The 16,313-nt window shown below is 61.5% G+C and carries 16 protein-coding genes and 1 tRNA gene; 10 read left to right on the top strand and 7 right to left on the bottom strand.

What is annotated here, in order from left to right:
- Positions 1 to 174 precede the first annotated feature (174 nt).
- A complete protein-coding gene (locus KKY_RS08540; protein ID WP_014130923.1) occupies positions 175 to 918 on the top strand; it encodes a rhomboid family intramembrane serine protease in 744 nt (247 codons plus the stop codon).
- On the opposite strand, the gene hisI is transcribed toward KKY_RS08540, so the two are convergent.
- Both hisI and folE read right to left on the bottom strand, forming a co-directional pair.
- Positions 906 to 1,355, bottom strand: a complete 450-nt coding sequence (gene hisI, locus KKY_RS08535; RefSeq protein WP_014130922.1) for a phosphoribosyl-AMP cyclohydrolase — start codon at positions 1,353 to 1,355, stop codon at positions 906 to 908. The two genes, KKY_RS08540 and hisI, sit on opposite strands and share 13 nt — an antisense overlap.
- A gap of 40 nt (positions 1,356 to 1,395) precedes the next feature.
- A complete protein-coding gene (folE, locus tag KKY_RS08530; protein ID WP_041529259.1) occupies positions 1,396 to 2,022 on the bottom strand; it encodes a GTP cyclohydrolase I FolE in 627 nt (208 codons plus the stop codon).
- A gap of 191 nt (positions 2,023 to 2,213) precedes the next feature.
- On the opposite strand from folE, the gene KKY_RS08525 reads away from it, so the two are divergent.
- The 4 genes from KKY_RS08525 (at position 2,214) to thrS (ending at position 5,465) form a co-directional block, all read left to right on the top strand.
- Positions 2,214 to 2,642 (top strand): iron-sulfur cluster assembly scaffold protein, encoded by a 429-nt coding sequence (locus KKY_RS08525; RefSeq protein WP_014130920.1) that lies wholly within the window; start codon positions 2,214 to 2,216, stop codon positions 2,640 to 2,642.
- The gene (yidD, locus tag KKY_RS08520; RefSeq protein ID WP_014130919.1) at positions 2,642 to 2,974 is read left to right on the top strand and encodes a membrane protein insertion efficiency factor YidD; all 333 of its coding nucleotides are present in this window, start codon (positions 2,642 to 2,644) and stop codon (positions 2,972 to 2,974) included. The genes KKY_RS08525 and yidD overlap by 1 nt, the downstream gene beginning before the upstream one ends.
- The gene (locus tag KKY_RS08515; RefSeq protein WP_041528660.1) at positions 2,952 to 3,365 is read left to right on the top strand and encodes a GFA family protein; all 414 of its coding nucleotides are present in this window, start codon (positions 2,952 to 2,954) and stop codon (positions 3,363 to 3,365) included. The genes yidD and KKY_RS08515 overlap by 23 nt, the downstream gene beginning before the upstream one ends.
- 129 nt (positions 3,366 to 3,494) lie before the next feature.
- Complete coding sequence (gene thrS, locus KKY_RS08510; RefSeq protein ID WP_014130917.1) at positions 3,495 to 5,465, top strand: threonine--tRNA ligase; 1,971 nt, start codon at positions 3,495 to 3,497, stop codon at positions 5,463 to 5,465.
- Positions 5,466 to 6,949: 1,484 nt separating this feature from the next.
- Here the strand turns inward: thrS and KKY_RS08505 are convergent.
- Positions 6,950 to 7,939, bottom strand: a complete 990-nt coding sequence (locus KKY_RS08505; protein ID WP_014130916.1) for a hypothetical protein — start codon at positions 7,937 to 7,939, stop codon at positions 6,950 to 6,952.
- A gap of 114 nt (positions 7,940 to 8,053) precedes the next feature.
- On the opposite strand from KKY_RS08505, the gene KKY_RS08500 reads away from it, so the two are divergent.
- The 3 genes from KKY_RS08500 to KKY_RS08490 all read left to right on the top strand — a co-directional run bounded on the left by KKY_RS08500 (position 8,054) and on the right by KKY_RS08490 (position 10,795).
- On the top strand, positions 8,054 to 8,632 hold the full coding sequence (locus KKY_RS08500; RefSeq protein WP_014130915.1) for a nitroreductase family protein: 579 nt from the start codon (positions 8,054 to 8,056) through the stop codon (positions 8,630 to 8,632).
- Between the two features lie 58 nt (positions 8,633 to 8,690).
- Positions 8,691 to 9,506, top strand: coding sequence for a transglycosylase SLT domain-containing protein (locus KKY_RS08495; RefSeq protein ID WP_014130914.1), 816 nt, complete (start codon positions 8,691 to 8,693; stop codon positions 9,504 to 9,506).
- Positions 9,507 to 9,592: 86 nt separating this feature from the next.
- A complete protein-coding gene (locus KKY_RS08490; RefSeq protein ID WP_014130913.1) occupies positions 9,593 to 10,795 on the top strand; it encodes a DUF2336 domain-containing protein in 1,203 nt (400 codons plus the stop codon).
- A 126-nt stretch (positions 10,796 to 10,921) separates the two neighbouring features.
- On the opposite strand, the gene KKY_RS08485 is transcribed toward KKY_RS08490, so the two are convergent.
- The 3 genes from KKY_RS08485 to KKY_RS08475 all read right to left on the bottom strand — a co-directional run bounded on the left by KKY_RS08485 (position 10,922) and on the right by KKY_RS08475 (position 12,501).
- Entirely contained in the window at positions 10,922 to 11,698 is a 777-nt protein-coding gene (locus KKY_RS08485) for an NAD kinase (RefSeq protein ID WP_014130912.1), read from the bottom strand.
- 60 nt (positions 11,699 to 11,758) lie between these two features.
- Positions 11,759 to 12,355 (bottom strand): HdeD family acid-resistance protein, encoded by a 597-nt coding sequence (locus KKY_RS08480; RefSeq protein WP_014130911.1) that lies wholly within the window; start codon positions 12,353 to 12,355, stop codon positions 11,759 to 11,761.
- A gap of 70 nt (positions 12,356 to 12,425) precedes the next feature.
- Positions 12,426 to 12,501 (bottom strand) — tRNA-Thr (locus KKY_RS08475).
- 134 nt (positions 12,502 to 12,635) lie between these two features.
- Between KKY_RS08475 and KKY_RS08470 the strand changes: the two genes are divergently transcribed.
- On the top strand, positions 12,636 to 13,742 hold the full coding sequence (locus tag KKY_RS08470; protein WP_014130910.1) for an NADH:flavin oxidoreductase/NADH oxidase: 1,107 nt from the start codon (positions 12,636 to 12,638) through the stop codon (positions 13,740 to 13,742).
- A gap of 3 nt (positions 13,743 to 13,745) precedes the next feature.
- Here KKY_RS08470 and KKY_RS08465 read toward each other — a convergent pair whose 3' ends face one another.
- Positions 13,746 to 14,957 carry an ROK family transcriptional regulator gene (locus tag KKY_RS08465; protein ID WP_041528659.1) on the bottom strand — a complete coding sequence of 404 codons (1,212 nt, stop codon included), beginning with the start codon at positions 14,955 to 14,957 and terminating at the stop codon, positions 13,746 to 13,748.
- Between the two features lie 253 nt (positions 14,958 to 15,210).
- Between KKY_RS08465 and xylF the strand changes: the two genes are divergently transcribed.
- Positions 15,211 to 16,251: a D-xylose ABC transporter substrate-binding protein gene (gene xylF / locus KKY_RS08460; protein WP_014130908.1), complete on the top strand. Its 1,041-nt coding sequence runs from the start codon at positions 15,211 to 15,213 to the stop codon at positions 16,249 to 16,251.
- Positions 16,252 to 16,313 lie beyond the last annotated feature (62 nt).

Here is a 16,313-nt window from a genome sequence, read left to right as displayed (position 1 = left end):
ACCTTAACAATACGATGCGGCAGCTCGTGATGAGCGCCCGCCAAGACAACGCTACATTGCCAAATCGGCTGCGCAAAAGCGCTCTTAAACAATCATTAAGGTTAATTTCCACCGCCTCGGTGTGGATAAGCCGCGGACCCGGTACAACGCCGCCGCAAGACAAGGGAAAACCCGATGGCCGACACCCCGCAACAGCCACAGCGCGAGCCGATTTTCAACGTGCCGGGTGTCATCATGGTGCTGATCGGGCTGATGTGGGCGATTCACATCGCCGCCGATCTGGCGCTCGATGAATACGGTCTGGGCAATCTGCGAATCTGGTTCGCCTTTATTCCCGATCGTTTTGCCAACGCAGCGCAATGGCCGGGCGGGGCGCTGCCTTTGCTGTGGACCGGATTTACCCATGCCTTCCTGCATGTCGATTACATGCATCTGCTCATCAACACGGCATGGCTGATGGTTTTCGGAACGCCGGTGGGCCGGCGCTATGGCACGGCGGGGGTGCTCGCTGTCTTCCTGCTCGGGGCCTTGGCCGGTGCCCTGGTTCAGACGCTCGCGCTGACCGTTTCCATCAATCAGTTCGCGATTCTGCTCGGTGCTTCGGGCGGGGTATCGGCGCTCACCGGGGCCGCGATGCGGTTCATCTTCGAGCCCATAATTGTCAGCAAGGATCCCGAAACCGGCGATCCGGTTGCGCTTGGCCGCCGGACGGCGACGCTTGCCGGCGTGTTCGTCAATCCGCGCAGCCGCACCTTCATCATCTTCTGGCTGGGCCTCAATCTGCTCATCGGCTTTGCGCCCTTTATTCTGGGTGCCAATGTCGCCATAGCCTGGGAGGCCCATATCGGGGGTTTCATCGCCGGGCTGCTGCTGCCTTCAGTGCTTGATGGGTTGGCGCGGCGCAATCAGCGCCCGTAAACCTCTTCAGGGTCGAACAGGGGCGCATCACCCGTGTCGCTCAGCCTGATGTCTCCGTCGATCATTTCGACCCGACGGTAAAAGCAGCTCTTGCGGCCGGTGTGGCAGGCTGCCCCGTGCCCGGTTTGCCTGACCACAACCACCAGCGCGTCCTGGTCGCAATCGGTGCGCAGTTCAACGAGTTCCTGGAGTTCGCCCGAGGTCTCGCCCTTCTTCCAGAGTTTTCCGCGTGAACGCGACCAGTAGGTGGCGTGCCCCGAGCGCAGCGTCTCGGCGATCGCCTCGGCGTTCATGTGCGCGACCATGAGCACTTCGTTGCTGCCTGCCTCGACAGTCAAGGCGGTCACAAGCCCGTTCGCGTCGAATTTCGGCGCAAAAATGCTGCCCGATTCGAGGTCGGCTTTGGAAAGGGTCCTGGGGTCGGTAAACTGTGTCATGGCGCGGTCTTTACCCGATGACCGCGCCCGATAAAAGCGTCTATCGCCCGGCGCGGATGAGGGCGAAGAAGCGGTCCTGTTCCTGCCGGTCCTCGGCAAAAACCCCGGTGAAGCGATGGGTCACCGTGGACGAGCCGTGCTTTTTGATGCCGCGCATCGACATGCACATGTGCTCGGCCTCGAGCATCACGGCGGCGCCACGCGGATTGATCGCCTCGTTGATCGCCTCGATGATCTGGGCTGTGAGGTTTTCCTGGGTCTGGAGCCGTTTGGCGAAAACGTCGGTCACTCGCGCCAGCTTGGACAGACCCACCACACCGTCGTGGGGCAGATAGGCGATATGGGCCTTACCCACGAAGGGCACCATGTGGTGCTCGCAGTGAGAATGGAACGGGATGTCGCGAACCAGCACGATGTCGTCGTAGCCTCCGACTTCGGTGAAGGTGGTTTCCAGAACCGCCCGGGCGTCTTCCTCATAGCCCGCGAAAAATTCACGATAGGCATCGGCGACGCGGCGCGGGGTGTCGAGCAGTCCTTCGCGGTCGGGGTTGTCTCCGGCCCAGGCAATCAGCGTGCGGACCGCCGCCTCGGCCTCTTCGCGCGTGGGGCGTTCGATCACGCGGTCGAGCGCGGTCTGCGCAGGCTTTGGCTTGACGTTCATGTCCATGAAGGGTGTCCCCTTGAAAATCGACGGGCGCATATATGCCCCTCATACGTCGACAAAATGAGTCTGGACCAATTGCGTTTGCAGCCCGCGACGACGCTCCTTATATAGGCGGGGCATGCCGGTCGACAAGAAAACAGATTGGCAAATTTGAGTGAACAAAGGGGTGTGGCGACCCATAATCGGCCCGAAAAATGGAATTTTCCGACCTTTACAGCAATCGGATCCTCGAAATCGCCGGCGCAGCGCGCCAGATGCCGCGACTCGAAAACCCCGACGCGACGGCGCGAAAAGTCTCCCGCGTGTGCGGTTCGGTGGTCGAAGTCGATCTCAAGCTCGGCGGCGGCCGGGTGGAAGCCTATGGCGCGACGGTCAACGCTTGCGCGCTGGGCCAGACCAGCGCCGCGATCGTCGCCGAACATATTATTGGCTCGACACCAGATGAGCTTCGCACCGTTCGCGACCAGATGACGGCCATGCTCAGAGCCGATGGCGTCCCGCCGAATGGCCGGTGGGACGATCTGAAATATCTCGAGCCGGTTCGCGAATTTCCCGCCCGTCATGCCTCGACGCTTCTGGTGTTCGATGCGATTGTGGACGCACTCGAGCGGGCGGGCGCGTGATGGATCGGGTCTGGGCGGTCATCGACTTGCCGTTCAAATGGGCTGCCTATCTGCTTATTCAGGCCTACCGCTATACGCTTTCGTCGGTCACGGGCCGCACCTGCCGTCACGCCCCAACCTGTTCGGAATTTACCCGCGACGCGATCATGCGGCACGGGTTCTGGCCCGGTGGCTGGATGGGTGCGGGGCGCATATGGCGGTGTCGTCCGGGCGGGACGCATGGTTACGATCCGGTGCCCGAAGCATTGCCCGATCGGGCGCGCTGGTATCTGCCGTGGCGCTATGGGCGCTGGAGGGGAGGAAAGAACGATGAGCACCAATCGCACGCTTAAAGGTTCCTGTTTGTGCGGGAGCGTCGCCTACGAAGTCGAAGACGCGTTCCGCTATGCGCTCAACTGTCATTGCACCGATTGCCGCAAGGCCACGGGCGCTGCCTTCAAGCCGATTGCCGGTATCGAGGCCGAAAAGCTCTCGATCATATCAGGCCATGACAATGTGCTGCGCTATGGCGGGGGTGCGCCCGGGGAGTCCTATGACATCCACTGCAAGCTGTGTGGCTCTCTGCTCTACTCGATCGTCCAGAAGGGCACCCGGGCCAACGTTTCGCTCGGTACGCTGACTGATGCCCCCTCGATCAAGCCGACCATGCACATTTTCGTCGGCTCGAAGGCGCCCTGGTACGAGATTACCGACGACCTTCCCCAGCATGAGCGGTTTCCGTAGTCCGCCGCCGGATCGACCCAGCCATAAAGGGCTGGATTGACCGCCAATTCATGCTAATCAACCGCGCGCGCTCCAGCGCGCATTTCTTATGAACATCCGCTCGATTGCGAGCAGTTTTGGAGACTGACGATGATTAAGGTGACGTTCCCCGATGGTGCAGTGCGTGATTACGCCAAGGGCACCACCGGCACCACCATCGTCGAAGGAATCTCCAAGTCGCTGGCCAAAAAGACCGTCGCCATGCGCTGGGATGGGGAATTGGCGGACCTTTCGAGTGAACTCGACGCCGATGGCCGGATCGAATTCGTTCTACGCGACGATGAAGCCGCGCTCGAATTGATCCGCCACGATGCGGCGCACGTGCTTGCCGAAGCGGTGCAGGAACTCTGGCCCGATACGCAGGTCACCATCGGCCCGGTCATCGAGAACGGGTTCTATTACGATTTCTACCGCGCCGAACCGTTTTCGGAAGACGATCTGCGCGCTATCGAAAAAAAGATGGAAGAGATCGTCGATCGCGGTGTCGAGTTTACCCGCGAAGTCTGGGACCGCGACGAGGCCAAGAAGGTGTTCGGGGCCAAGGGCGAACAGTTCAAGGTCGAGCTGATCGACGCCATTCCCGCCGACCAGCAGGTCAAGATCTACAAGCAGGGTCAGTGGTTCGATCTGTGCCGTGGCCCGCATATGCGCACAACGAAAGATGTGGGCAAGGCGTTCAAGCTGACCAAGGTGGCCGGCGCCTATTGGCGTGGGGATTCCAACCGTGAAGTCCTGAGCCGCATTTACGGCACTGCATGGGCCTCAAAGGACCAGCTCGACGCGCATCTGCACATGATCGAGGAAGCCGAAAAGCGCGATCACCGCAAGATCGGTCAGGAAATGGACCTCTACCATTTCCAGCACGAAGCGCAGGGCTCGGTGTTCTGGCACCCCAAAGGGTTCGTCATGTACAATCAGATGGAGGAATATATCCGCCGCCGTCTGAACGCCTCGGGCTACAAGGAAATCAAGACGCCCCAGCTTCTGGACAACAAGCTTTGGGAGAAATCGGGCCACTGGGGCAAGTTCCGCGAGAACATGTTCGTGGTGCCCGACGAGACGCCCTCGACAGAAGGGGATCAGCCGGAAATTTCGGCTGATGCCAACCTGTTGGCTTTGAAGCCCATGAACTGCCCGGCCCACGTCCAGGTCTTCAACCAAGGCATCAAGTCTTACCGCGATCTGCCTTTGCGGCTTGCCGAATTTGGCTGTTGTCATCGTAACGAGGCGCATGGCGCCTTGCATGGGCTGATGCGCGTGCGCCAGATGACCCAGGACGATGCGCACATCTTTTGTCGTGTCGACCAGATCCAGGCCGAGACCGAGAAATTCTGCGCCCTGCTGGATTCGGTTTACGAGGATATGGGCTTTACCGAGGTCAAGATCCTGCTTGCTACGCGGCCTGAAACCCGCGCCGGGGAAGACAGCGTATGGGATCTCGCCGAAAAGAGCCTGGGCGATGCGCTCAAGGCTACGGGCCGTGGTTTCGAGATCGCGGAAGGCGAGGGGGCATTTTATGGTCCCAAGCTCGAATTCCATCTCAAGGACGCTATCGGGCGGTCCTGGCAGTGCGGCACCTTGCAGCTCGATTTCGTGATGCCCGAGCGTCTCGATGCGTCCTATGTGGCCGAGGATGGGTCGCGCCAGCGCCCCGTCATGCTGCATCGGGCGATCCTGGGATCGCTGGAGCGGTTCCTGGGCATGATGATCGAAAGCTATGCCGGGCGCATGCCGCTGTGGTTGGCGCCCGTGCAGGTGGTGGTGGCGACCATCGTTTCCGATGCCGATGATTATGCGGCCCAGGTCGTTGCCGATCTGCGCGCGAAGGGCATCCGGGCCGAGATCGACACGCGCAATGAATCGATCAACTACAAGGTGCGCGAGCACTCTGTTGGCCGTGTTCCGTTCATCTTCGTGGCCGGGCGTCGCGAAGCGGAGGAAAAAACCGTTTCGATCCGTCAGCTTGGTAGCCAGGGACAGACGGTAACCCCGGTTGCCGAAGCGATCGCCGATCTGGTCGGGCAGGTGACCCCGCCCGATCTCAAGCGCAAAAGCGCATGATTTGGGGGCCGCGCATAGCGCGGCCCTTTTTGTATATGCCGCCGCCTTCGTGCAGCGCAGAGATGATCCCCGCTCACGTCGCTGCCCCGGCGAACGCCCGGAGCGCTATGCGCGTTGCCGCTCGCTCCAGAGCATGGGCAAGGCTGCTGGGGCCCCGGATCATGTCCAAGATAGCAATGGGACTTGGGCCACCTTTCCGGCTCCATCACCAGCACCAACCACACCCCCATCGTCATCCTCGGGCTTGACCCGGGGATCCGCTGCATCGGGCAGCCGGTGAAGGGGTTGAGGAGCCGTGAGACGCGAGGGGTCGCCACTTCTGCGCTGCACAACAGCAGCGTTGCGGATCCCCGGGTCAAGCCCGAGGATGACGCGGGGGAGGGGGAGGTGCCGGAGAGCAAGCCCTTACCCACCCAGCCGCAAAAAACTTTATCCCCGCTCCCTCAACCCCATGCCATTCTCGCCTCACGGCCGCACCAGAGACGAGGATGCATACGAGCTTCCGGTGAGGGCAGGATGGAGAAAGGGGAAGCATGGGTCCGAGCCTTAGGACCGCATCGGAGTGTTTCCAGAAAAAGTGGTTGCCACTTTTTCGGTTCGGGAACACGACCGAAAAAGCTCTCCAGGCGCTCCGGAATGTCCGTTGGCCGATCCGGGTTCCTTGCGGGTCGCCGCAGGGAAGGCCAAACGTCACAAGCGCCGGACGGCGTGAACCGGCCGCCTGATCTCATTTAAGGCTGGCGCGATTTTGCTAACGCCGTCGTACTTCCGAAAGGGAGAAGGGAGTTTGCAGCGGTTTGGCCTCTGGCCAAAGCTCAAGGTCCGGTGGACCTTGAGCAGCGCACAAACGCCCGGAGACCTATGGTCGGAGGGCCAAACCCTAGCCTTCTGAAGGGAGACTAAGCCAAAAACCCCGGAGTGAGAAACGGTTCAGCAAAGCTGAATGAAAGGCTCCGGTGGAGCCTTTCAAGTGCCGAACGCCCAAAGCGCTATGCGCGACGGCGGGGCGATGATCGCTTCATATAAAAACTAAATCATGCGGAGCGTTCATCGCCCCATGCCGTCTATCTGGAGCGCTTCCAGAAAAAGTGGGAACCGGTTTTTCGGTTCGGAAGCGCGACAAGAAAAAAGTCATAGTCCGAGGTCTTTGACCGTCGGAGTTTCGCATGGCCGAAAGTAAGGCCCCCTCACCCGGACCTGCGGTCCGACCTCTCCCCCAAGGGAGAGGTGTACCCGGCGCTGGCGGCAAATCTCACCTCTCCCTTAGGGGGAGAGGTCGGCGCGAAGCGGCGGGTGAGGGGGCCTTCCTGTAAAACACCACTGCTCAAGTCCCCTCACCGGCCTGCCGGCCACCCTCTCCCCCAAGGGGCGAGGGTTAAGCTTGCCGAAGTACCTGAGATAAGCAGCGGCCTTGGGGAAGCCGCAGCCGAACTCCCTCGCCCCCCTGGGGGAGAGGGATGGGGTGAGGGGGCCATTTTTAAGTCTCAATACACCGTCGTCAGTATCTCAACCTCGCGCGGGCTGCCGGCCGTAACCTCGAATTCGCGGTTGAAGACGTCGTCACCGAGCTTGGCCAGGGCCAGATAGTCGCCCTCGGCCAGCACTGTGGCAGGGAACGCGCCTATGTCGGAAAAGATGGTCTCGCCGTCGGGCGTCTTGATTGTCCATTCGACGTCGGCAATAGCCTCGCCGCCTTCCTCCGACACCAGCCGCAGCGCGACCTGTGCGGCCTTCTGGTAGAGCGTTGCCTCGGTGATCTGGCCCGGTTCCACGCGCAGTTCCGAGCGCACCACGGCATTGACCGCGCCGAAGCGCGACGTGATCGAATAGATACCGGCGTTGAGATGGATCAGTTCGTCAGGGGCAACGTTTTCGGCCACGGTAACGCGGCCGTTTGGCCCGTTGGAATAAATGTCGAAGCGCAACAGGTCGCTGGGGATCGGCACGTCCCCCGAGATCATCGCCGACAGCCGCAATCCTCCCACTTCGAAAACGATGGTATGGGTGTTGGGGCCGGGTTCGACAAACATCGTATCGCTGGCCTGGGCCCGGCCATAGGCGACATGCATGATGTACTCGCCCGGCGGCAGGCTCAGTGTGGCCGTCGCGTCCTCCGATTTGGCGACCAGCGCCAATTCGCCGGTTTCGTCGGTGCGGGTATCGAAAACGCGCCAGACCAGTCCGTCGGGAATGAAGGGGCCATCGTCGGTCAGCCGCGCCGAAAGGGTGACCGGCTGCGGGTCGGTAATGCCGGAAAAATCCGGCCGGTCCGGTCCTGCTCCGAGTTCCCCGCCGTCGGCCGGCGTATCGGGGCCAGCTTCACCGTCCGAATCGGCGGGCTGGTCGGTGCCGCCGAATTCGGCCGGACGGGGCGGGGGAACTGGAGCGACGAGCGATTCATCGATTTCCTGGCCGAAGGCGGGCAGGGCGCCGCACGCCAGGACAAAAAGCAAAAGCAGGGATCGAAGGCGCATCAAACCACTCTTTACCGAATACTCCTCGCCAGCGATCACTCTGTTAGGCTTGGATTGGGGAAAAGCTGTGTCATAAGGGAGCGCGATGAGCAAGTTGAGAGCCGATTATCTGTCATGACTGTGAATACCGCCTTGCGCAACTACCTGTTGTCCCGCCGCACCGTCACCGCGCCATTTCTGGCCGAACCGGGGCCATCACCCGAACAGTTGGCCGAAATGCTGACCATTGCCTGCCGCGTTCCCGATCACGGCAAGCTGGCGCCGTGGCGGTTCGTGGTGTTTGCGGGAGAGGCGCGCCAGCAGGTCGGCGATCGACTCTACGAACTCGCAAAAGCAAAATGGCCCGAGCGGAACGAGGACCAGCTTGAAGCCGAGCGCAACCAGTTCCTGCCGGCGCCCGTGACAATCGGCGTCGTTTCGACCGCTGCGCCGCATGTGAAAATCCCCGAATTCGAGCAACTTCTCGCCGCCGGAAATGTCGCGTTCAACCTTTGCCATGCCGCCAATGCGCTCGGTTTCGGTGCCCATTGGGTCACCCGCTGGTTTGCCTATGACGCGCAGGCCGCAGCCATGCTTGGCGCCGGGGAGGGGGAGCGCTTCGTGGCGTTCGTTCACATCGGCACGCCGCAGACCCGGCTCGAAGAGCGCGACCGGCCCGATCCGACGGCGCTCACCACATATTGGCGTGGTTAACCGGGGGTTAACCACGGTAGGGTTTCATTAACTTTCAGGAACTCTTGAGTCGGACTTCATGGCCTCGCCGATTTCCAACGTACCGCAGCCCATAGCCTATGCCCTCGACCGGGCGGGGGCGCGCAATGGCGTGGATTTCGACTATCTGTTGCAGACGGCAATAAGGGAAAGCAGCCTCAATCCGAGTGCGAAAGCCCAGACGTCTTCGGCGACCGGGCTTTTCCAGTTCATCGAGAGCACTTGGCTCGAAGTGATGAAGTCGGAAGGCCCAGGGCTGGGCTACCAGGATTTTGCCGATCACATTCAGGAGCGTGAGGGCGAATTCTTCGTCGCCAACCCAGCGGTGCGTCAGCAGATTCTCGAATTGCGCAACGATCCGCAGGTGGCGTCCGACATGGCAGCGGCCTTCACGCGCCGCAATGGCGATTATCTGATGGGCAAGTTCGGGCGCATGCCCAGCCCTGGCGAACTCTATATCGCCCATTTTCTCGGCCCGAGGGGGGCCGAACGGTTTTTCGAACTCGGATTGCAGAACCCCAATGCTGACGCTGCGGCGGCCTTTCCGCGCCCTGCTGCCGCCAATCCGTCGATCTTTTACGAGAATGGCCGCCCCCGCAGCGTGCGGGAAGTCTATGAGGCGCTGGTGGCCCGGCACTCGGGCACGGAAAACGCCGCCTTTGCCGCCCAGCAAATGGCCAGCCAGCAACCCTTGCCCTCGCGTGTGGAGCTCGAATCCCGCCCGCTGATCCCGCCCGGGGTCTCCTTTACCTCGCTGTTTGCCACCGAAGCGCAATCGTCGGCATCGGCGCCGGTCCAGACCCCGGAGGCGCTGCCGGGGCGTGCGCTGTTCAGCGGGTTCTATTCGGAAGAATAATCCTCCCGGTGAATCGAGCGTTTATGGTGAACCAAAACTTAAACCTTGCAGGTTAGCTTGAGCCTCAAGAATGTTTGGGGATGCGTATGGTCGCCTATCAGCGTTACGTGCAACTTTGCCAATCGCGGGACAGCGAGCAGCGGGGGCAGGCGGCTCATCTTGCCGCCATGGCCTATCTCGCCCATCGTGGGCCGGCCGACGAACAGGCCGCGCTTTATGCGGCGCTGATGAATTTTCTCGACGATCCGTCCGTCAAGGTGCGTGCCGCGCTCGCCTACGGGTTGCTGCATTCGGAAAATGCGCCGCGCCCGATCATGCTGGCGCTGGCGCAGGACGCTCCGGTCATTTCCCGTGCCGTGGTTCAGTTTTCCCCGGTGCTGCTCGACGCGGATTTGGTGGGCATCATCCGCTCGGGCGATCCGGACATGCTCGCCGTGATGACGGCCCGACCGACGTTGAGCCAGCGCGTGGCACTAACACTTACCCGTCTGGGCGAGCCTGACCTGTGCATCCGCGTTCTTGGCCGCGCAGACATAGCGCTGCCAGAGGACGATCTTGCGCTGCTGGCGGAAAAATGGGGCGAGGACGCAAAAGTGCGCGGGGCGCTGCTCAAGCGCCGCGATCTGCCCGGTTTCGCGCGCCTGCATCTCGTCGAGTGCGTTCGCCAGGCGCTTTTGGGATTGCGGATCGTAAAAGGGGCCGTCCAGCCGCGCCGCCTCGACAGGGTGCTGCGCGATGCCTGCGACACCGCAACCACCACCATCGGCGAGCGTGAGGCCGGCCGGGGCGCCCGCTCCTACGTGGCGGCCATGTCCGAAGGCGAAAAGATCAACGCCCGACTGATGCTCCATGCCATGGTGCATGGTCATGTGCTGTTTTTCGCCGACGCGCTTTCCCATCTCTCCGCCACTCCGCGGGCAAAGGTGTTCACTCTACTCGATGGCGGCAGTCGGGCGGCGCTGCACGCGCTGTTTGCCCGTTGCGGGTTCACCCCTGCAACGCGCAGCCTGCTGGCCCGTCTGGTCGCCCATGCGCGGCGTGCCGATCTGGCCGACGATGTCGCGGCGCGCCATTACGTGGTTTCGCTGCTGATCGAGGAACTGATTGTCGAGCATAACGGTGCACTTCCGCCGTCCCTCGAAGAATCCTTCGCCTATCTCAACGAGCAGAACATAGCGCTGGCCCGCAGTGCAGCGCGGGGTGTCATGCCGGCCTTCGCCGCCGAATCGCCCGACGAGGTCATGGTGCCCGATCTGCGTGAAGAGCGGCTGGCACTCCCCGCCGCCTGACGGTCTGGACCTGTTTGGTCGGGCTAGAGCCGTTCAGGATTTGATTGAATCAAATCCTTGGCTCTAAGCCTTTGTTTTATCGCGTGTCCGAACCGCAAAACCGTTTCCACTTTTGCTGGACACGCTCTAATAGCGAAACTGCTCGATCAGAACCCGTTCGTCGAGGCTGTGGCCGGGGTCAAACAGAAGCGTCGCCGAATGGCGGCGGCTTTCATGGACCTGCACTTCAACGACATTGTCAAACTGCACGTTATCGGCGACTGCGCTCACAGGACGCTTGCCATTCTCTTGCGTCGTGAAGGTGATGTTGGCCCTATTCGACAGTATCGCTCCGCGCCAGCGTCGAGGGCGAAAGGGGGAGATCGGGGTGAGCGCCAGAAGGGGTGCGGTGATCGGCAGGATCGGACCGTGGGCCGAAAGGTTGTAGGCGGTCGATCCGGCCGGTGTCGCCACGATGATGCCGTCGCAGATCAGCTCTTCGAGACGCGTTTCGCCATCGATGGCAATCCTGATCTTGGCGGCCTGATAGGACGAGCGATAGAGCGAGACTTCGTTGAGCGCCAGGGCTTCGGACACCTTGCCGTCGACATCGGTCACCCGCATGGAGAGCGGATGGATGCGGGTGGGCAGGGCTGCCCGCAGCCTCACGTCCAGGGCATCGGGGTTGTAGTCGTTCATCAGGAAACCGATGGTCCCGAAGTTCATGCCATAAACCGGCACGTTGCGGTCCATGACCCGATGCAGGGTCTCGAGCATGAGCCCGTCACCGCCGAGGGCAACCACGATCGAGGCATTTTCGATCCCCGCGTCGCCGTGACGTGTTATCAGATCCTTCCGGGCCGCGTTGGCCTCGGGCGTATCAGAGGAGACAAAGGCAACCTTGCCATCGGTATAGAGCGCCAAGGTATCCTCCGCAGAACCGCTTTCGCCAAGTTGGACAAGGCCTTACCACGGCAGGCCATGTCAGCCAATCGGTTTGGATTGCGCGGCGACCTGCCGGATCGACCAGGCGAGATACCCGATTGCCGCCCCGATGGCGATCAATTGCAAGCCGACGAATATCGCGATCAGCCAGGGCGCAGTGGTTTCGAGACTGATTATGAGGATGATCGAAAGAACGACCCCCAGAACGCCGCTCAGCAGGACCCAGAGCCAACCGAGAATGGGGCGGATCGTCAGGGCCCAGACCACCTTGGAGAGCCCCTCGATCATGAAGAACACAACGATCAGCAACCCGAAAGCCAAAAGGGACTGGCCCGGATTGCGCAGGATGAGGAAGCCGATAAGCAGCGCCAGCACCGCCGAGATCAGTTGCAGCCAGACATAGGGTGTATGCCGGGCCGGAATCAGCCCGATGCCCTGAAGAAGGCCGCTGGCCACCAGAAGCCATCCGATGGCCCCGATAACGGCTTCAGCCGAAAATATTGGGGAAATTATCGAAAGGAACCCGGCGAGCACCAACAGCCCCGCCTGCGCAAGATAGAGCAGGGAAAATCGCCGAACGCCCTCCCGCATCGCCTGACGATAAAGTTCTGCCGCAGCGTCCATCGAAATGGTCATGATGATCGAGCCTCTGCCTGTTCGGCGCGAGTCTATCTCATTCGGCGCAATAGGGAAATCGGGGAAGGCCTGGTGCCGGCAGCAGGACTTGAACCCGCGACCCTCTGATTACAAATCAGATGCTCTACCAACTGAGCTATACCGGCAACGGAGCGGTTGCTAGCACCAGTCCCGTTCCGATGCAAGGATCATGGCGCCTTCTGGTTACGAGATTTGTTGCGTTATCCTCGCCCCCGGCGCTACCCATTAAGATCTATCGAGAACAAGGACCCATTTGACCATGGCAAAGCCGAAGCTGTTCGAGCCGATCACGATTGGCAATACGACCCTGGCCAACCGGATCGTCATTGCCCCGATGTGCCAGTATTCGGCGCAGAATGGGGAGATGAACGACTGGCATCTGATCCATCTCGGGCAACTGGCAATGTCGGGCGCCGCGCTTCTGACCATCGAAGCGACCGGCGTAACTCCCGAGGGGCGCATCACCTATGGCGATGTCGGGCTTTATGACGACGCCACAGAGGCGGCAATGAAGCGGGTGCTCGATGGGATTCGGCGGTGGTCGGACATGCCCATTTCCATCCAGTTGGCCCATGCGGGCCGCAAGGCGAGTTGCGAAGTGCCGTGGAAGGGCGGTGCCCAATTGCCTCCCGATCACGCAAATGGGTGGCAAACCGAGGCGCCTTCCGCCGTTCCGTTTCTGGACACCGACAATCCGCCGGTGGCGCTCGACAGGGATGGTCTGATCCGCATCCGCGATGCCTTCGCCGAGGCGGCGCGGCGTGCCGACCGGTTGGGGCTCGACGCGGTCCAGATTCATGCTGCTCATGGATATTTGCTGCATGAATTTCTCTCGCCAATCTCCAACCAGCGCGATGACGAATATGGAGGATCGCTGGAAAACCGCATGCGCTTTCCGCTCGAGGTTTTCGATGCGGTTCGGGCTGCTTTCCCCGCTCACAAACCGATCACGGTTCGGGTCTCGGGGACCGATTGGGTCGAGGGCGGATGGGATGGCGAGCAGACCGTTGCATTTGCGAAGGCGCTCGAAGCGAAAGGGTGCTCGGCCATCCATGTTTCGAGCGGCGGCGTCAGCGCGGCCCAGAAAATTCCGGTCGGGCCGAATTACCAGGTGCCTCTGGCGCGGCAGGTCAAGCAGGCGGTGTCCATGCCCGTCGTTGCGGTTGGGCTGATTACCGAGGCCGAGCAGGCCGAGGCCATCGTTTCAACCGGCGATGCGGACATGATCGCGATTGCCCGCGCCGTGCTCTATGATCCGCACTGGCCATGGCATGTCGCGGCTGCGCTGGGTGGGCAGGTCAAGGCGCCACCCCAATATCTGCGGTCCCAGCCGCGTCAATATTCGAACCTTTTCCTGACCGATTGATGCTTATTCCGCTGACCGGCGTGCCGCCGGCAAAGAGGTGCGGTCGGCGAATGCCTTGTCGATTTCGGTCAGCGTTTTCATCATGAGGCCGCGATAGATCGGTTCTCCGGCGTCGGGTACGCGCTGGATGGGCGGCAGTCCGCGCATGCGGCCCATGAGCGACGCAGCCGCGCCCTCGACGATCCCGGCTTCCATGTGCTCATAAGCGGCGGTGTTGGGACCGAGGAAAATGAGCCTGTCGATTTCGACGATCGAAATCAGGCGGCCGATCCCGTGCCCAATGGCGTTTCCTGCCATCGTGAAAGCACGCTGGGCGCTCCGGTCACCCTGGTGTGCCCGCGCAATGATGTGCTGGAAATCGGCCGGGGGAACGGCGCTGGCCGGAGCGGCGTGTTCGGGAACCGAATAGGCGGCGCGCAATATGGCATAGTCGGCGGCGTAGGCCTCGACGCAACCGCGCGCGCCGCAGCGGCAAAGGGCCCCGCCGGGGATATGGATCATATGGCCGAATTCAGTGGCGTGGCCCGCATCGGGGTTTGCGTCAGTGGGCAGGATCAGGCCCATTCCGATTGTCGATCCGATATAGATCGTGGCAATGCCTGCCCCTGTGAGCCCAGGGTCGAGCCAGCGCATGCCATCGGCCATCAAACGCCCGCGCTTGAACAGGCGTGCTGTCAAACCGAGCCGGCCATGGATCGCGGTTACGATATCGTGCCCACCCAGATGCGCAATCGGCGACCAGGTCAGGCCATGGCCGGACGCATCGAGAATGCCCTGCACCGAAATGGACACGCCGTGCAAGGTGGCGCCGATTTCGGTGTTGCGGGCGATCATCTGGCCGATGCGTTCGATGAACCAGGCTGCAGGCGCGATTTCGGAGAAAAGGGTAGGGCCGACGCCGGACTCGACGCGGTCGATCAGCACGCCGCCATAGTCAAGCAACGACATGCGACAGCGATTGACGTCGAGTTCGATCAGCAGAACGAACCCGGCGTTTCGGTTGTGTACAAGTTGAACCGCTGGCCGTCCGCGCGCCTTGGTTCCCGATTGCGGCTCGGCATGCTCGGTAACGATGCCGTCGCCAACCAGGTCGGCGGCTATGGCCGTCAGGGTGGCGTTGGACAGCCCGGTCAGTGCGGCCACTTGCGAACGCGACAGCGGGCCGTGCCGGCGCAAAGCGTCAAGCACCAGCAACCGGTTCTGCCTCCGGATCATTTCCGTGTCCGCAACGCCCTGCGCCAAACGGGCCTCCCACTCGTCCCCCGTGGGTCTTCTATGAGGTGCCGTGCTCTGTTGCACGCATTTTTCCACGGTAAGCAAATGGACGTTGACACAGCAATGCGCGCGTGCCAATTATTTTTTCGGGTATTGAAAAATATCCATTGCGGTCGTCCGAGGAGGCGTGCCGCTGGAGGCATAACCCTTTTACTGTGGTTTGGCGGACGGAAATGTCCGCAGGAGGAAAATCATGAAAACTTTCGCAGCTGCCCTTCTGGGCACGACTGTCGTTTTTGGTCTGGCTGGTGGCGCGCTGGCTCAGGACATCACCGTTGGCGTTTCCTGGTCCAACTTCCAGGAAGAGCGCTGGAAAACGGACGAAGCCGCCATTCAGGCGCAGCTTGACGAAATGGGTGCCAGCTACATTTCTGCCGATGCGCAATCTTCGGCATCCAAGCAGCTCACCGATATCGAAAGCCTGATTGCTCAGGGTGCCGATGCGCTGATCGTTCTGGCTCAGGATACCGACGCCATTCAGCCGGCGATTGCCGCCGCCGTGGCCGAGGGCATTCCGGTGATCGGCTATGACCGTCTTATCGAAAATGCCGATGCATTCTACATCACCTTTGACAACCAGGGTGTTGGCCGTCTGCAGGCGGAATCGGTGTTTGCCGTTCAGCCGACCGGCAATTACGTGTTCATCAAGGGCTCGAGCACGGATCCCAACGCGGACTTCCTGCATGCGGGCCAACTGGAAGTGCTTCAGGACGCCATCGATGCCGGCGATATCGTCAATGTCGGCGAAGCCTATACCGATGGCTGGCTCCCGGAAAACGCACAGGCGAACATGGAGCAGTTCCTGACCGCCAACAACAACGAAGTCGATGCGGTCGTTGCATCGAACGACGGTACCGCAGGTGGCGCCATTGCAGCCCTTGCCGCTCAGGGTCTTGATGGTGCTGTGCCGGTCTCGGGCCAGGACGGCGATCATGCCGCTCTCAACCGTATCGCTCTGGGCACCCAGACCGTTTCGGTCTGGAAAGACAGCCGCGAGTTGGGCGCCAAGGCCGCCGAGATCGCGGTAGAGCTTGCCGGCGGCGCCGGTCTTGCCGATATCGAGGGTTCAGTCATGTTCAACGGTGGCCCGAATGGCGTGGAAATGAACTCGCTGTTCCTGGCTCCCGTTGCGATCACGCAGGACAACCTCGATGTCGTCATCGATGCGGGCTGGGTCAGCCAGGACGTCGTATGTCAGGGCGTCGCCGCTGGTTCGGTCGCCGCTTGCGACTGATCTGCGTCATCGATCTTTGAACCGTGGTCGCGGCGCTGCTCTGGCGCCGCGACCCGTTCCAT

It is taken from the genome of Pelagibacterium halotolerans B2, assembly GCF_000230555.1.
In the GTDB taxonomy this organism is placed as follows: domain Bacteria; phylum Pseudomonadota; class Alphaproteobacteria; order Rhizobiales; family Devosiaceae; genus Pelagibacterium; species Pelagibacterium halotolerans.
The sequence above is the reverse complement of the archived record's forward strand: the minus strand, read 5'-3'. Positions and strand labels throughout refer to the sequence as shown.

What these genes read in the sequence shown, in the direction of transcription:
- yidD (WP_014130919.1), top strand. Translation starts at nt 2,642, where the DNA reads ATGGATCGGGTCTGGGCGGTCATCGACTTGCCGTTCAAATGGGCTGCC.
- KKY_RS08525 (WP_014130920.1), top strand. Translation starts at nt 2,214, where the DNA reads ATGGAATTTTCCGACCTTTACAGCAATCGGATCCTCGAAATCGCCGGC.
- KKY_RS08490 (WP_014130913.1), top strand. Translation starts at nt 9,593, where the DNA reads ATGGTCGCCTATCAGCGTTACGTGCAACTTTGCCAATCGCGGGACAGC.
- hisI (WP_014130922.1), bottom strand. Translation starts at nt 1,355, where the DNA reads ATGACACAGTTTACCGACCCCAGGACCCTTTCCAAAGCCGACCTCGAA.
- folE (WP_041529259.1), bottom strand. Translation starts at nt 2,022, where the DNA reads ATGGACATGAACGTCAAGCCAAAGCCTGCGCAGACCGCGCTCGACCGC.
- KKY_RS08505 (WP_014130916.1), bottom strand. Translation starts at nt 7,939, where the DNA reads ATGCGCCTTCGATCCCTGCTTTTGCTTTTTGTCCTGGCGTGCGGCGCC.
- KKY_RS08480 (WP_014130911.1), bottom strand. Translation starts at nt 12,355, where the DNA reads ATGACCATTTCGATGGACGCTGCGGCAGAACTTTATCGTCAGGCGATG.
- KKY_RS08540 (WP_014130923.1), top strand. Translation starts at nt 175, where the DNA reads ATGGCCGACACCCCGCAACAGCCACAGCGCGAGCCGATTTTCAACGTG.
- KKY_RS08500 (WP_014130915.1), top strand. Translation starts at nt 8,054, where the DNA reads ATGACTGTGAATACCGCCTTGCGCAACTACCTGTTGTCCCGCCGCACC.
- KKY_RS08515 (WP_041528660.1), top strand. Translation starts at nt 2,952, where the DNA reads ATGAGCACCAATCGCACGCTTAAAGGTTCCTGTTTGTGCGGGAGCGTC.
- KKY_RS08465 (WP_041528659.1), bottom strand. Translation starts at nt 14,957, where the DNA reads ATGATCCGGAGGCAGAACCGGTTGCTGGTGCTTGACGCTTTGCGCCGG.
- KKY_RS08470 (WP_014130910.1), top strand. Translation starts at nt 12,636, where the DNA reads ATGGCAAAGCCGAAGCTGTTCGAGCCGATCACGATTGGCAATACGACC.
- thrS (WP_014130917.1), top strand. Translation starts at nt 3,495, where the DNA reads ATGATTAAGGTGACGTTCCCCGATGGTGCAGTGCGTGATTACGCCAAG.
- KKY_RS08495 (WP_014130914.1), top strand. Translation starts at nt 8,691, where the DNA reads ATGGCCTCGCCGATTTCCAACGTACCGCAGCCCATAGCCTATGCCCTC.
- xylF (WP_014130908.1), top strand. Translation starts at nt 15,211, where the DNA reads ATGAAAACTTTCGCAGCTGCCCTTCTGGGCACGACTGTCGTTTTTGGT.